The sequence below is a fragment of the Magnetospirillum sp. WYHS-4 genome (genome assembly GCA_039908345.1).
Lineage (GTDB): Bacteria > Pseudomonadota > Alphaproteobacteria > Rhodospirillales > GLO-3 > JAMOBD01.
Genome location: JAMOBD010000001.1, coordinates 120,796 through 135,455, shown reverse-complemented (window position 1 = coordinate 135,455; position 14,660 = coordinate 120,796). Strand labels below are relative to the sequence as shown.

10 protein-coding genes and 1 pseudogene are annotated in these 14,660 nt (G+C 66.2%); 2 read left to right on the top strand and 9 right to left on the bottom strand.

Annotated features, from left to right (window positions below; all coding sequences use genetic code 11):
* Nucleotides 1-22: 22 nt before the first annotated feature.
* Nucleotides 23-583 (bottom strand): annotated as a pseudogene (cysC, locus tag H7841_00630) (adenylyl-sulfate kinase).
* Between the two features lie 200 nt (nucleotides 584-783).
* On the opposite strand from cysC, the gene H7841_00625 reads away from it, so the two are divergent.
* Both H7841_00625 and H7841_00620 read left to right on the top strand, forming a co-directional pair.
* A complete protein-coding gene (locus tag H7841_00625) occupies nucleotides 784-1,404 on the top strand; it encodes an SIS domain-containing protein (GenBank protein MEO5335387.1) in 621 nt (206 codons plus the stop codon).
* Nucleotides 1,405-1,420: 16 nt separating this feature from the next.
* On the top strand, nucleotides 1,421-2,623 hold the full coding sequence (locus tag H7841_00620) for a hypothetical protein (GenBank protein MEO5335386.1): 1,203 nt from the start codon (nucleotides 1,421-1,423) through the stop codon (nucleotides 2,621-2,623).
* On the opposite strand, the gene H7841_00615 is transcribed toward H7841_00620, so the two are convergent.
* From H7841_00615 to asnB, 8 genes are all read right to left on the bottom strand, one after another.
* Nucleotides 2,608-3,963 (bottom strand): hypothetical protein, encoded by a 1,356-nt coding sequence (locus H7841_00615; GenBank protein ID MEO5335385.1) that lies wholly within the window; start codon nucleotides 3,961-3,963, stop codon nucleotides 2,608-2,610. The genes H7841_00620 and H7841_00615 overlap by 16 nt on opposite strands.
* Nucleotides 3,964-4,034: 71 nt before the next feature.
* Nucleotides 4,035-5,891, bottom strand: coding sequence for a GGDEF domain-containing protein (locus H7841_00610; protein MEO5335384.1), 1,857 nt, complete (start codon nucleotides 5,889-5,891; stop codon nucleotides 4,035-4,037).
* A gap of 123 nt (nucleotides 5,892-6,014) precedes the next feature.
* A complete protein-coding gene (gene purH / locus H7841_00605) occupies nucleotides 6,015-7,583 on the bottom strand; it encodes a bifunctional phosphoribosylaminoimidazolecarboxamide formyltransferase/IMP cyclohydrolase (GenBank protein ID MEO5335383.1) in 1,569 nt (522 codons plus the stop codon).
* Nucleotides 7,584-7,719: 136 nt separating this feature from the next.
* Nucleotides 7,720-9,558: a polysaccharide biosynthesis protein gene (locus tag H7841_00600; GenBank protein ID MEO5335382.1), complete on the bottom strand. Its 1,839-nt coding sequence runs from the start codon at nucleotides 9,556-9,558 to the stop codon at nucleotides 7,720-7,722.
* An 80-nt stretch (nucleotides 9,559-9,638) separates the two neighbouring features.
* Complete coding sequence (locus tag H7841_00595) at nucleotides 9,639-10,604, bottom strand: NAD-dependent epimerase/dehydratase family protein (protein MEO5335381.1); 966 nt, start codon at nucleotides 10,602-10,604, stop codon at nucleotides 9,639-9,641.
* Nucleotides 10,601-11,821: a glycosyltransferase family 4 protein gene (locus H7841_00590; GenBank protein ID MEO5335380.1), complete on the bottom strand. Its 1,221-nt coding sequence runs from the start codon at nucleotides 11,819-11,821 to the stop codon at nucleotides 10,601-10,603. The genes H7841_00595 and H7841_00590 overlap by 4 nt, the downstream gene beginning before the upstream one ends.
* A gap of 25 nt (nucleotides 11,822-11,846) precedes the next feature.
* Nucleotides 11,847-12,821, bottom strand: coding sequence for a glycosyltransferase family 4 protein (locus H7841_00585; GenBank protein MEO5335379.1), 975 nt, complete (start codon nucleotides 12,819-12,821; stop codon nucleotides 11,847-11,849).
* Nucleotides 12,812-14,659 carry an asparagine synthase (glutamine-hydrolyzing) gene (asnB, locus tag H7841_00580; protein MEO5335378.1) on the bottom strand — a complete coding sequence of 616 codons (1,848 nt, stop codon included), beginning with the start codon at nucleotides 14,657-14,659 and terminating at the stop codon, nucleotides 12,812-12,814. The genes H7841_00585 and asnB overlap by 10 nt, the downstream gene beginning before the upstream one ends.
* Between the last annotated feature and the right edge of the window lies 1 nt (nucleotide 14,660).

Genomic DNA, 14,660 nt, shown 5'->3' with positions numbered 1-14,660 from the left:
CTTGTCCCGGAACGATCCTATGTCAGGCCGACTCCGTCGGAAAGGAGAAGTTGGTCCGCACGTACTCGACGAGACGGTCCAGACTTTCGGCGACCGGCAGGATTCCGGTATCGATGACCAGTTCCGGGGCCTCGGGCGCCTCGTAGGGGGCGGAGATGCCAGTGAATTCGGGAATCTGGCCTTGCCGGGCCTTGCGGTAGAGACCCTTCGGGTCGCGCCGTTCGCAAGCCTCCAGACCGGCGGCCAGATAGATCTCGTGGAAGGCGCCCTGGGCCGCCTGGCGGGCCGTCGCCCGGTCGCTGCGATAAGGCGAGATGAAGGCGGTCAGCACGATCAGACCGGCGTCGGCGAACAGGGCCGCCACCTCGCCGATGCGCCGGATGTTTTCCGTCCGGTCGGCGGGCGAGAATCCAAGGTCGCGGTTCAACCCGTGGCGCACGTTGTCCCCGTCCAGCACGTAGACCTGGAATCCCTTGGCGAACAGGGCCTGTTCCAGTTCGAAGGCGAGCGTGCTCTTGCCCGATCCCGACAGGCCCGTGAACCACAGCACGCCGCCCCGATGCCCGTGCACCCGCCACCGGGCTTCCGGGGTCATGCGGTGTTCGACCTGGGTGATGTTGGTGGACTTGATGGCCATGGCCGAAAAGCTCCCTCCCGAAGGCCTGGCTCCGGATTAGGCCATGCCCGGTGCGTCCTCAAGGGAAATCTTCTTGTCGTTGAAATGTCGAACGATCTGTCCCACACTCCCCGCGCCGCACCGCAACCGTCTTTTTGGGACCGCCCATGACCTTTCCCGACAGCAAGTTCGATTCGGTCGCCCGCTACGCCGACGCCTATTTCGACCGGGTGGCCAAAGCCGCCGCTTCGGTGGATCGGGACAGGCTGGCGGCGACGGCGGCCCTGCTGGATGCCGCCTACCGGCGCGGCGCGACCCTGTTCGTCTGCGGCAACGGCGGTTCGGCCGCCATCGCCAACTCCTTCGTCTGCGACCACGCCAAGCTGATCCAGACCGATACCGACGTGGTGCCGCGCGTCTATTCGCTGTCGGCGAACATTCCCATGATGACGGCGATCGCCAACGATCTGTCCTACGGCGAGGTTTTCGTCTACCAGCTCCGCACCAGCGCGAGGGCGGGCGACGTGCTGCTGACGGTGAGCGCCTCGGGCGATTCGGAGAACGTGGTCAAGGCCGCCGAATGGGCCAAGGCCAACGGCCTGGAACTAATCGCCTTTACCGGCTTTTCCGGTGGCCGGACGGGAAATCTGGCCGATATCCACCTGCATGCCGAGGCCGACAACTACGGGGTCATCGAAGACGTGCACCAGTCGCTGATGCATATCCTGGCCCAGTATATCCGCCTGTCCCTGATGACCCCGGACCTCATCAAGGCCCGCAAGTTCTGACGAAAGGCACCGGGCGATGCATCATCCCCGAGGCTACCTGACCCGGTTCGGCATGACGCTTGGCCTGCTGATGCTGCTTCCCGTCGCGGCGGCCTGGAACAGCGCCAGCTTTCGCGGTTCCGAGGCGGTCCCGCTGGAAACCCTGGCACCCAACGAAGTCTTCGTGACCCTGGGCGCCAGCCAGAAGCAGAATGTCGCCATCAAGATCGGCTACGCGGAGAAGATGCCGGCGCCCAAGGTCGGTTTGTTCGGCGGCCACCAGGGCCAGAACTGGGAGGCGTCGTTCCTCGGCCCCGATGAAGGCGAGTTCTTCAACTACTTCTACCTCATCAAGCCCAGTCTGTTCGAACTCCGCGACCTCCTTTATTACCTGGCATCCGTCGGCAAACTGCCGACGGAAACCGTGATCGTCCATGTCTTTACCCCGGCTACCGAATGGGGAAGACGGTTCGTAGCCTACCAGGACGCCAATCCGCTGGATGTCACCCTCCATGCGTCCAGCCTCTATGCCGGCGCCGTCGGGAAGGTTCGGCACGGCCTGTTGGTCCTGGATGCGGTGGTGCGCTGGGTCCAGGGGCTGTTCAGCTACCAGAGCGTCCTTTCCGGTGCCTTGGGCGGCGGCGGGCAGCTCGTCCGTCTCGACATGGAAGCCTGCACCCGCGCCATTCGCCACGAGGCCACGCCCCTGGCCGGCTGGCGATGGGCGATCTTCAAGATGATCCCGGTCTCCGTGCTGGTGAAGCTCGGGCTTCTCGAGGTGCGGGATTTCTGCCGTCATCCCGAGTTGCACACCTACCTGGACTACGCCATCTACCGGGACGGCACCACGGTCTACGCGCCCTTCCTGCTTGGCGTGCCGCCCACGCCTTACCGTCCGCTCGACAGACGGGATCGCCTGCGGTTCGGCGACGAAGACGACATTGCCCAGGCGCTACGGGAGATGGACGGCATCGTCGCCGGTGCCGGCCGGCGGCTGGTATTCTACATCCCCCCGCTCTACCGGTCCGGGCCCTACGTTCCGGGACCGGTCGACGATATCGTGGATCGCGCCATGGCGATGGTTCCGGGGATTTCCGTCATCGACCACCGGCCCTTGATGCCGGGTGCCCATCTGGCCCTCGACCGCATGCACTTCAAGGCCGAATACTACCACGCCTTGATTGCCGAGATGCGCCAGCGTGGCCTGCTGGGTCCCGTCGCCGGTCAGAATCGGAAATAGATGAAGGTCCGGCTCCAGGCGAAGAACAGCGTCGCTCCGAACAACATGACCGCATGGACGACCGGCCAATCCACCACCGGCCAGGGCTTCGCGTTGTAGAGCCAACGCGCCTCGCGGACCAGGAAGGTCCAGCCCCCGACCGCGGCGATAAAGGCCAGGTGCCGCAGGCCGAAGGCGGTCATGGAATAATCGAAGCCCAGGAAGATGCGCTCCAGCAGTTGCAACCAGGCGCCGAAATCCAGGTAGAACAGCGGCCAGCCCAGGGTGACGATCAGGAAGGTGGCCGCGATCTGCAAAGCCTTGGGCAAGGGGTCCCACCACGGCCGCAGGTAGTGGTACAGGATGACGAAAAAAGCGTGGTAGAGCCCCCAGGCGAGGAAATTCCACCCCGCCCCGTGCCAGATGCCGCAGGCGGCGAACACGATGGCGATGTTGCGGACGTAATTCCGGTTGCCGCCCAGGCGAAGATAGACGTAATCGCGCAGCCAGGTCGACAGCGACAGGTGCCAGCGACGCCAGAAATCGCGAGGGCTGCGGGCGATATAGGGCTCGTTGAAATTGATGGGAATCCTGAGCCCCAGCATTTCGCCCAGGCCGATGGCGATCACCGAATAGGCCCAGAAGTCGTAGTAGATGCGAAAGGAATAGAGCAGCACCGAAATAAAGGCGTCCAGCGACGACGGGTTGGTGGCGAGGTCGAAGCGTTCGCTCATCACCGCCGCCAGATCCGAAACCGCCACCTTCATGAACAGGCCGATGGACAGGAACTTGATGGCTTTCGGCCAATTGATCCCCAGGTCCTTGACCTGCCCCAGCCGGTCGAGCTGGCTCGACAGATCGTCGAAACGCAAGATCGGCCCGGCAATGAGCTGCGGATAGGCCGAGATATAGGTGGTCAGCTTCAGCAGGCTGCGTTCCGGCCGATCCTTGCCGTCGTGGACGTCGTAGGAATAGGACGCGATCTGGAACGAAAAGAAGCTGATGCCGGCCGGCAAAACGACGTTCAGGAAGAAGTAGAAGGTCTGCCGCGTTTCCGGTCCCGCCCCGACTTCCGTCAGGGTGAAATCCAGGTAGCGGAACATGAACAGCACCCAAAGGGGAAAGAAGACCGCCGCCCCCAGCACCCACGGGCTACGCCAGCGTTGCGACAGGAAGGCGAAGCCATAGGCCCAGACTACCGACAGGACCATGAAAGCCAGGGGAATCCAGTCCGCCCAGCCGTAGAAGACCAGGGAGGCCAGGCAAAGCACCGCCATCCGCCAGCGAATCGGGACCAAATGGAAGGCCAGCAGGGTAAGCGGCAGAAACAGGATGACGAATTCGACGGAATTGAACAACATTGCCCGCGATTCCACCCTTCCGGCGCCTGAGGTGGGCAGGAAACCACGCGCCTTCCGGCACGTCAACCTCGCTAGACGGCGGCTGCCGCCGCCAGGCCGCAGGGGCTCGCCTTCGCTTCCTTCTTGAGCTGGGCGAAGAGGGCGATCAGGTCGTCGGCGCTGGCCATGAGGGGACCCTCGCGGACCTCGATCACGGCGGCGCTGCAGGACAGGAAGGCAAAGGTCCGCAGCACGCCTTCCCGGTCCTTGGCGACGATGCCGCCGGCCGCCAGGGCCTCGGGATCGTAGAAGCTTTCCACGTCCTTGCCGAAGGTGGCGAGCAGGTCGCGGACGGCTTCCCGCACCACCGGGAAATCCTGGTCGCGGAAGCCGGCGAAAAAGTCGTCGCCTCCCACATGGCCGATGAAATCGGCGAGCGGCCTCAGCTTCTTGCGCATCAAGTCGGCGAACAGCAAAATGGCCCGGTCGCCCTGGCGGAAGCCGTAATGGTCGTTGAAGGGCTTGAAGCTGTTGAAGTCGAAGTAGACCAGCGCCCGGTAGGCGTCCCGGGCTTCCAGCGCGGCCGCCACGTAATCGTTGATGCTGCCGTTTCCGGGCAGTTTGGACAGGGGGTTCTGGTCGCGTGCCTGGGCCAGGTTCTTGGCGTTGACCACCCGCAGCAGGGAGGCGGCCGACAGGAAACCGACATAGGAAAAGCCTTCGACGATGATGATGCCTTCCGGGTTTTCGCCCAGGGCGAAGATCTCCAGGATTTGCTCGGCTTCCGCCTTGGCGTCGGCGACCGGGCATTTGACCACGAAATCCTGGAGCGACCGCTTGAGTCCGCGGTTGGAGGCCAGATCGTACCCGAAGGGGGAATAGGCCAGGCTCTTCAGGTCGGATTCGCGGACGATGCCCAGCGGTTGGCCATGGCGGTCGACCACGGGAAAGAAGGATTGATCCTTGTTGCTGCGAAAGGCATCGAACACGGCAGCCAGCGGCTCGTCGACCCTGAGCGGCGGAATGCTCTGGATCTGCTCGGCGACGATGTCCTTGTCCGATTTCTCGGCCCGGCGGTCGCGACGGTTGGTTTCGACCACCACCTCGTAGCGCGACCGGAGGTCGGTGAAGTCCTCCACCGCGCGTCCCACGAACCAGCCCTGCATCAGATCGCAGCCGATGCGCTTGCAGGCCAGGAATTCGGCTTCGGTCTCCACGCCCTCGGCGATCACCGAGATGCCGAGGACGTGGGCCAGATTGACGATGGAGGACACGAACAGCTTGCGCTTGTTGTCACGCCCGATGTCCGAGATGAAATAACGGTCGATCTTGATGAAATCGGGCTGGCGGTCATAAAGCAGCTTCAACCCCGAAAAGCCGGTGCCGAAATCGTCCAGCGCCAGCTTGTAGCGCCGGCGCCGGTAAAGATCGATGACCCGCGCCGATTGCGAGTCGGTTGCGGCGTGGCGTTCCGTGAGCTCCAGGCACAGGGCTTCGGGGGGAATGCCGTAGACCTCCAGCAGGCCGGAGGTTCGCTTCGGTTGGTAGTCGGGGGACGCCAGGGTCCGTGGCTCCAGATTGAAGAAGAGCTTCGCCTCCGGCAGGCGGTCGATACGGGCGAAGCCGGCGAAGGCCTTGGCGCGGAGCGCCACGTCCAGCCGGTGCAGGCAGCCCAGTTGCCACGCCTTCTCGAAAACATCGGCAATCGCCGAAAAGCCCAGGGCGTCGCTACCCCGCAACAGGGCCTCGTAGCCCCAGCAGGCACCGGTATGGATATCCACGATGGGCTGGAAGGCATAACGGGACCCCTGGGACACCCGCTCCAGGAAGGCCTCGGGAGTCTCGGGCATCGCGTCCTGGCTCCCGGAACGCAAGGAATCGGCCCAGACCCTCTCGTACCAGGGAGGTGCGGCGGGCCCGGTCTCCGTGGCCAGGAATTCCTTCGGCATGATGCATCCATCCTCTTCCAGCCGCCGATTGTGGCCGGGGAAAGGAAGGACGATCAAGTCCGGTTCGCCGCTGTCACGAAAAATTCACGCGTATTTTCAAAGCGTTGACAGAACAATGACGAATCAGTGCCGAAAATGACGCATACCGGTGAAGACCATGGCCAAACCCTTTTCGTCCGCGGCCCTGATGACCTCCTCGTCGCGCATGGACCCACCCGGCTGGATCACCGCCGTGGCCCCAGCCTCGGCGGCGGCCAGCAGGCCGTCGGCGAAGGGGAAGAAGGCGTCCGAAGCGACCACCGAGCCATGGGCCCAGCTGTCCTCGTCGCCCGCCACGCGGGCCGCGTCGGCGGCCTTCCAGGCGGCGATGCGCGACGAGTTCACCCGGCTCATCTGGCCGGCGCCGACGCCCACCGTGGCCTGGTTCTTCACGTAGACGATGGCGTTGGACTTGACGTGCTTGCAGACCGTGAAGGCGAAGCGCAGGTCGCGCATCTCGGCCTCGGTGGGGGCGCGCTTGGTCACCACCTTCAGGTCGTCGGCGGTCACCCGGTTGTCGCGGCCCTGCAACAGGTAGCCGCCGGACAGCGCCTTGACCATCATGCCGGCCGCCTTCGGATCGGGCAGGCCGCCGGTTTCCAGAACCCGCAGGTTCTTCTTGGCGCCCAACACCTCGCGCGCCGCCGCGTCGATCTCCGGAGCGATGACGACTTCCAGGAAGATCTTCGCCAGTTCCTCGGCCGTGGAGGCGTCGAGTGGCCGGTTGAAGGCCACGATGCCGCCGAACGCGCTTTCGGTGTCGCAGGCATAGGCCCGCAGGTAGGCGTCCCGCAGGCTGTCGGCCAAGGCTACGCCACAGGGGTTGGCATGTTTGACGATGACGCATGCCGGTGTGTCGAATTCGGCCACCAGCTCGAAGGCGGCGTCGGTGTCGTTGAGATTGTTATAGCTGAGTTCCTTGCCCTGCAACTGGCCGGCGCTGGCGACTCCGGGACGCTTCTCTCCGGTGATGTAGAAAGCGGCCTCCTGGTGGGGATTCTCGCCGTAGCGCATGGACTGCCTGAGGTTGCCGCCCAGGGCCAGATGGCGGGGGAAGGTCTCACCCACCCGCTCGTTGAACCAGCCGGAAATGGCGGCGTCGTAGGCGCCGGTTCGGGAATAGGCGGCGGCGGCCAGCCGCTTGCGGGTTTCCGGTGTCGTCGCCCCGCCGTGGGCGCGCATTTCCTCCATCACCGCGCCGTAGTCGGCGGGATCGACCAACACCGTCACGAAGGCGTGGTTCTTGGCCGCGGCCCGGATCAGGGCCGGACCGCCGATGTCGATGTTCTCGATGCAGGTTTCGAAATCGGCGCCCTTGGCGACCGTCGCCTCGAAGGGATAGAGGTTCACCGCCAGCAGATCGATGGGTTTGATGTGATGGGCGACCATGGCCCGTTCGTGCTCGGCATTGCCGCGGATCGCCAGCAGGCCGCCGTGGATCGCCGGCTGCAGGGTCTTGACCCGTCCGTCCATCATTTCCGGGAAACCGGTGTAGTCGGAAACCTCGATCACCGGGATGCCCGCGTCGCGCAAGGCCTTGGCCGAACCGCCGGTCGACAGGATCTCGACCCCATGCTCCGTCAGGAAACGGCCGAATTCGGCCAGTCCGGTCTTGTCGGAAACGGAAATCAAGGCGCGGCGGATCTTGGACATGATGGCCTCCCTGGCGATGGATGGGGGAGCTATAGCAGACGAGCCCCGTTCCCGCCAAGGAACCCTTGCAGGCGATTTCCCTTGCAACCCCCCGAAGCGAAGATATCGTGGGCCGTCTCCCCTGCCAACGGCTTTGTCAGTCGGGCGGCGCATACTCGGGCACCAGGCCGCGCAGGATGGCCATGGCGGCCCCGGTGTCGTTCGTCCGGCAGGATCTCTCCAGATTCCCCAACGCATTGGCGATGGTTTCCAGTTCGACTCCCCGCGGTGCCGCGAGCAGCAGGCCGGCGAAGGGGGTCGGCACGGGCGATTCGGAATCGTGGAAGATCTCCTCGAACAGCTTCTCCCCGGGGCGGAGCCCGGTAACTTCGATACGGATGTCCTCTTCCGGACGGAAGCCGGCCAGGCGGATCATCTGGCGCGCCAGATCGATGATCCTGACCGGCTCGCCCATGTCGAGAACGAAGATCTTGCCTTCCTGCTCGTGGCCGCGGCTGCCGATGGCGGAGGCCTCGAGGATCAGTTCCACCGCCTCGCGGATGGTCATGAAGTAGCGCTTCATCTCCGGGTGGGTGACGGTCAGCGGGCCCCCCGCGGCCAGTTGCTTCTGGAACAGCGGCACCACCGAACCGGTCGATCCCAGGACGTTGCCGAAACGGACGGTCACGAATCGCGTTCCGTCGTTCTCGTGCCCGGCCAGGTCGAGGGCCTGACAGTAGATCTCGGCGATGCGCTTCGACGCTCCCATCACGTTGGTCGGATTGACCGCCTTGTCGGTGGAGATCAGAACCATGGCCCGTGTCCCCGCCTCCCGGCAGGCGTCGGCGACGTTGCGGGTGCCGACGGCGTTGGTGAACAGGCCTTCGCAGATATTGGCCTCCACCATGGGGACGTGCTTGAGCGCCGCCGCGTGGAAAACCAGCTCGGGCTTTACCTCGGCGAAGATGGCGCGCATGCGGTCGCGGTCGCGCACGTCGGCGATCAGGGCTCGGCGCGGCAGGGCGGGAAAGCGATTCGCCATCTCCAGGTCGATGGTATAGAGCGCGAACTCGGAGTTCTCGACCAGGGCGAGATCGGCCGGCCGGAATCCGGCGATCTGGCGCACCAGTTCCGAACCGATGCTGCCGCCGGCCCCGGTGATGAGCACCCGGCGGCCCTCGATCAGCACCCGCATGGCTTCGCGATCGAGCGGCGTCTGGGGCCGGCCCAACAGGTCTTCCAGGGCGACCGGCCGTGGCTCCACCTTGTCGGTGGAGCCCGGTTTGAAGTCGGTCAGACGCGGCAAGCGGGCCAGGGTCATACCCAGGCGGCCGGCGGCCTCCACCAACTCGCGCAGCCGCCGACCGTCGATGGCGGGATCGGTCAGCACCAGACGCTGCGGCCGGTCGCCGCGGCGATGCAGGCCTTCGATCACGGCGGGCAACCCGTCGAGGGTTCCCAATACCTCGACGCCATGAATCTGGCGGCCGACCCGTCCGGCGGTCTCGGCCACCATGCCGACGATACGGTAGTGGGACTCGCGGGGCTGGCGTAGCGAGCGGATGAACAGGTCCGCCTCGTCCCCGGCCCCGGCCAGCAGCACCGGAATGCGCGGATGGTCCGAGTTCTCGAAGGTCAGGTCGAGCCGACGATCCTTGAACAGCCGGTAAAGGAACCGGGGCCCGCCCAGCAGAGCCGCCAGGATGAACCAGGCGATCACCGGCACCGAACGCGGCAGGTCCTCCAGGCGCGTCGAGACGAACATCACGGCGGCGAAGACCAGCATGGTCAAGGTCGCCGCCTTTGCGATGGCCAGCAGGTCGTTCAGCGAGGCATAGCGCCAGACGCCCCGGTAAAGATCCATGAATAGGAAGACCGTGGCGGCGATGGCGACGAAGGAGGCCGTCCACTGCGCCAGCATGGCCGGCGTGTAGAGATCGTCGATCAGGTCGCCGACCCGCAGGTAGAGCGCCAGCAGAAACGCCGCGCCAGCCATGACCAAATCATGGGCGAAGACGATATAGCCGCGGGGCGGGATGGCGGGCAGCAAGGCGAGGGTTCCTCCCGGAGCCTACTTTAGCGGAGATGGCGGCGATGAAACCACTCGGCAGTTTGACCGAGGCCTTCGTCGACCGAAAACGGTGGGGTCCAGTCGAGGACGGCCCGGGTCTCGGTGTCGTCGATCACCAGGGATTCGGTCAAACGGGCGATGGAATCGGCACGCCCGGTCAAGGCTCCGGCCAGTCGGAGGAATCCGGCGGGAACCGGGAGCAAATGGGCCTTGCGACCCAGGGCGCGGGCGGTACGGCGAATCAGCTCGGGGGTCGAGAGGTCCTCGCCGTCGCGGGCCAGGAATACATGGCCCGCGGCATCGGGTTTCAGCAGACACCGGACCAGCAGGTCCGCCAGATTGCCGGCCGAGATCAGGCTGCGGGCGTTGCGGACGGCGCCCAAGGGCAGCCAGGGATTACGGTCGCAGCTTTCCAGCAGGGTCAGGAAATTGCCCTTCACATGGGGGCCGTAGACCAGGGGCGGACGGACCACCACGGCATCCATGCCGCCTTGGGCGGCGAGGTCCCGAAAAATGGTTTCCGCCTCCAGCTTGGATACCGCGTAAGGGTCGATGGGGGCCGGTTCGTCGTCGGCGCGGAAGGCCCGGCCGGGCGCCGTGGCCTCGCCGTTCACCTTGATGGTGCTGACGTAGACGAAGCGCGCCACCCCCAGGGCGATGGCGTCCTGGACCAAGCGCTGGGTGCCTTCGGTGTTGACCCGGCGGAATTCGGACAGGGGATCGGCGGCGTTATCTCTCATCACATGGACCCGCGCCGCCAAATGAATCACGGCATCCACGTCGCGCAACGCCGCCGACCAGTCGGTGCCCAGCCCGACGCCGGGAATGGAGCGCACGTCGACGCCCCGCAGCTTCTCGGCATCGCGGGGATGGCGGGTCGCCACCGCCACGTCGAGCCCGGCCGCCTGAAGAGCCGGGCAAAGGGCATGGCCGATGAAGCCGGCGCCGCCGGTGACCAGGACGCGGCTCATATCGCGACCTTCTCGAAAACCTGGATCATCTCGCGGGCCTGCCGCTCCCGGCTGTGGGTCGGTGCCGCCGCCAAGCTGGCCGCCGCCAGTTCGCTCAGCAGGTCCCGATCGCCCGCCAGGCGGAGGACGGCCTCGGCGAAGGGCGCGGGTTGGGCCGCCGGCACGTGCAGACCGGCCTTGTCGCCCAGCACGATGCGGCTGGCTTCGCCTTCGGGCGCGACGAGCAGGATCGGCAGGCCCATGCCCATGGCCTCGAAGATCTTGGACGGGATGACTCCGGCGAAGGTCGGCGAATCCTTCAGATGCACCAGGGCCACGTCGCAGAGACTCCAGACGCCCGGCATGCGATCCTTGGGCTGGGGCGGCATGAAGACGACGTTGCCGAGGCCCCGCCGGGCGGCGTCGGCCATCAGGGCTTCCCGTTCCGCCCCGGCCCCGGCCATCAGGAAACGGATGTCCGCCGCGTCCCGCAGCAGGTCCGCCGCGTCCAGCACGTTGGCGAGTTGGTGCGCCATGCCGTGGGTGCCCACGTAGCCGACGACGAACTTGCCTTCCAGGCCCCACTCGCGGGCCAGGGCTCCGTCGCGCGGGCGGGGGGCATAGCGGGAAACATCGACTCCGTTGACCACCACGTCGATCTTGTCGGCCGATATGCCGCGCCGCACCAGATTGTCCTTGAAGGACTGGGTGAGGGCCGCCACGGCCGCCGAACGCCGGTAGAGAAACAGTTCCACCATTTCGAACAGGCGGATCAGGACCCCCCGGCGCAGGACGCCCACGGCGCCGATGGATTCGGGCCACAGATCGCCCAGTTCGAAGACGAAGGGCACCCGCCGGAACGCCCCGATGGTCCAACCGGCCACGGCGGCGAAGAACTGGGGTGAGGTGGCGGCCACCACGTCGGGACGCTTCTCGAACAGGCCGAACAGGGTGCCGGCGACACCGAAGCTGACGAAGTCGAGGGCTCGGCGCCACTTGCCGCGATTGGCGGCGATGTAGGTCTTCACCCGGACCACCCGTATCCCTTCCATGGTCTCCACTTGGCGCCAGCGGTTCTCGTAGCCGTCGAACAGGCGACCGTGGGGGAAGTTGGGGGCACAGGTCACCACGGTCACCCGATGGCCGTCCCGGACCCAGAAGCAGGCGCGCTCGAACACGCGGGTGGCGGCCGCGTTGGTTTCGGGCGGAAAATTCTCGGTCAGGAAGAGGATGTCCATCGGGCCCGCTGTTGTTTTTTCCGTTTTAGGCCCGGCCCCGCCGCCTCGCAAGGTCCAAGAGAAGCGCCGCCGTCACCGCCAAGCCACCGACGAGGGCTTCCCAAGAAAAACCGACCGCCGCCCAGCCGGCCAGCAAGGCCAGCGCCAGGCCTCCCCCCAGGACGGACAAGGAGACGCTGGCGTGAGACCGGCCGCGCAGCCGGATGGCCTTTTGGTAGAAATGCTCGCGATGGGCCTCCCAGACCTTCTCGCGCCGCCAAGCCCGGCGGGTCAGGGTGATGGTGGCATCGGCCAGGTAGTAGGCGGGCAGGACCAGGGCCGCCACCGGCTGGCCTCGGGACGCCAGGTACAGCAGTAGCCAGCCCACCAGGAAGCCCAGGGGCACACTGCCCACGTCGCCCAAAAAGACCTTGGCCGGATGCCAGTTCCACCACAGAAAGCCCATGGCGACGGCGGCCAGGGTGGTGGCGCAGAGGAAAACCTCCACGTTCAGCCCGGCCAGAACGGCCACCAGGGCGGCACCGGTGCCGATGGAAAGCGTTTCGACCCCGGTAATACCGTCGATACCGTCCATGAAATTATAGAGATTGACGAACCAGATCCAGAGCAGGCCGGCAGCCAGCGTATCCAGGAAACCCGGCAGCAGGCCTCCGAAGAAGTAGCCGCGTTCCGCCGGCCATAGCGCCAAAACGGCCGCGACGGCGAGAACCTGGGCCAGCAGGCGCCAGCGCGCCGCCAAGGTCCACAGATCGTCCGCCCACGAAACGGCCGCCAGCAGCATGGCCGGCAGCAGGACCATGGCGATGCCCGGAGGCCCAACCCAGGCCCAGGCACCCACCAGGACGGCGGTCACCGCCAGGCCGCCGCCGCGCGGGGTGGGCAGTGCGTGGCTACTCCGTTCATTGGGGTGATCCATGATTTGGCGATGGCGCAGCCAAGCCAGAACCAGGCGGGTTCCCACCAGGCTGGCGAGAAAGGCGACACCCAGGATCAAGAGCATGATCGAAGACTCCGCTGCCAGGCATCCAGGACCAGCAAGGCCCAGATCTTCAAGGAATTATCCCGCCGTCCATCGGCCAGCAGGGCGGCAACCGGCTCCCAGGCAAGGCCCAGGCCGGCCAAGGTCTCCGGGCGCAGACGTTCGGCGACCAGGCCCTTGAGGTCCGTCTTCAGCCAGACGCCCATGGGGGGGTTGAAGCCCCGCTTGGGCCGCTCGACGATCTCGGCCGGCAAGAGACGGCGGGCGACGGCCTTCAGCAGGGTTTTCATTCCGCCCTGGAAACGCAGTTCGGGCGACAGCCGGCCCACCGCCTCGACCAGGCGATGGTCGATGAGCGGCAGGCGCAGTTCCAGGGCGTGGGCCATGCTCATGGCGTCGCCGTAGGCGAGAAGGTTGCCCGGCAGGAACGATTCCAGGTCGGTCTGCTGCATGGCGTCCAAAGGATGGGGGGAAGGAACCGTGCGATAGAGCGCGGCGACGGGCCGGTCGGGCGCCGTCGGAAGGTCGAGGAGGGCTCGCCGCTCCTCGGGACCGAAATATTCCACCCAGGCGGCATACATCTCGGCATCGGGCAGGTTGGCGCCCTCGAGAAACTCGCGCAGGCGGCGGAAGGCGTGATGGCCCCTGCTGCTTTCCGGGATCAGGCCGGCGGCGGGGGCGATCAGGCCCTCGCGCAGCCAGCCGGGCAGACGGCGGTAACGCCCGGCCAGCAGTCCCCCCTGGTGGCGGGGATAGCCGGCGAAGACCTCGTCGCCGCCGTCGCCCACCAGGGCGACGGTGACATGTTCGCGGGCCTTGCGCGACAAGTCGTCGATCAACAGGGCCGTGGGATTGCCGAAGGGCTCGCCGAAGGCCACGACCATGCGGTCCAACAGTCCCGCCAGTTCGGACGATGCGGGCAGTTCCGTATGACGGGCCCCCACGTGGCGGGCCACCCGGGCGGCGCCATCCCGCTCGTCGTAGGTTCGTTCCGTGAACGTCATGGTGAAGCTGCGGATCGGCTCGCCCGCCGCTTCCGCCATCAGGGCGGCGATCACCGAGCTGTCGATGCCTCCCGACAGGAAGCAGCCTACCGGGACATCGGCCACCATGCGGTCGCGCACGGCTTGGCGCAGCAGGGGGAACAGTTCCTCGACCGCTTCGTCAAGGGAGGGCGACCGGTCTCCGGTATAGGCGGGGCGCCAGTAGCGGGCTACCTCCGCCTTGCCGTTCCGCCAGCGCAGCAGGTGGCCGGGCGGCAATTTGCGGATGCCGGCGTGGATGGTGCGGGGCGCCGGCACATAAAGGCAGGCGAGAAATTCGGATAGGGCCTGCGGATCGAGACCCAAGTCGATGCCGGAATGAGCCCGCAAGGCGTGGATCTCGGAGGCGAAGGCCAGACCGCCGCCGGGGAGGTCCGCGTAGACAAGGGGCTTCTTGCCCAGCCGGTCGCGGGCCAGCAGCAGGCGCCGTTCGTTGCGGTCCCAAAAGGCAAAGGCGAACATGCCGGTCAGACGGGCCAGCACCGCCTCCCCGTCGCGACGCAGCAGCGCCAGCAGGACCTCGGTATCGCTTTGGGAGCGGAACGTCTCGCCCGATGCCTCAAGCTCGGCCCGCAACGCCTTGTAATTGTAGATTTCCCCGTTAAAGGCCAGGACGTAGCGGCCGCAATCGGAGGCCATGGGCTGGGCGCCGCCGGGCGTCAGGTCGATGACCGCCAGGCGGGTATGGACCAAGCCCATATCGCCTTCGGCTTCCTGCCAGAGGCCATCGCCATCGGGCCCCCGATGGCGCAGGCGGTCTCGCATGGCCTCCAGGGCGCCTCGGGTGGACCGGGTACTGCCGGCGATACCGCACATG

Coding starts and splice junctions, on each gene's coding strand:
- H7841_00625 (MEO5335387.1), top strand. CDS start 784: ATGACCTTTCCCGACAGCAAGTTCGATTCGGTCGCCCGCTACGCCGAC.
- H7841_00620 (MEO5335386.1), top strand. CDS start 1,421: ATGCATCATCCCCGAGGCTACCTGACCCGGTTCGGCATGACGCTTGGC.
- H7841_00615 (MEO5335385.1), bottom strand. CDS start 3,963: ATGTTGTTCAATTCCGTCGAATTCGTCATCCTGTTTCTGCCGCTTACC.
- H7841_00610 (MEO5335384.1), bottom strand. CDS start 5,891: ATGCCGAAGGAATTCCTGGCCACGGAGACCGGGCCCGCCGCACCTCCC.
- purH (MEO5335383.1), bottom strand. CDS start 7,583: ATGTCCAAGATCCGCCGCGCCTTGATTTCCGTTTCCGACAAGACCGGA.
- H7841_00600 (MEO5335382.1), bottom strand. CDS start 9,558: ATGGCTGGCGCGGCGTTTCTGCTGGCGCTCTACCTGCGGGTCGGCGAC.
- H7841_00595 (MEO5335381.1), bottom strand. CDS start 10,604: ATGAGCCGCGTCCTGGTCACCGGCGGCGCCGGCTTCATCGGCCATGCC.
- H7841_00590 (MEO5335380.1), bottom strand. CDS start 11,821: ATGGACATCCTCTTCCTGACCGAGAATTTTCCGCCCGAAACCAACGCG.
- H7841_00585 (MEO5335379.1), bottom strand. CDS start 12,821: ATGCTCTTGATCCTGGGTGTCGCCTTTCTCGCCAGCCTGGTGGGAACC.
- asnB (MEO5335378.1), bottom strand. CDS start 14,659: ATGTGCGGTATCGCCGGCAGTACCCGGTCCACCCGAGGCGCCCTGGAG.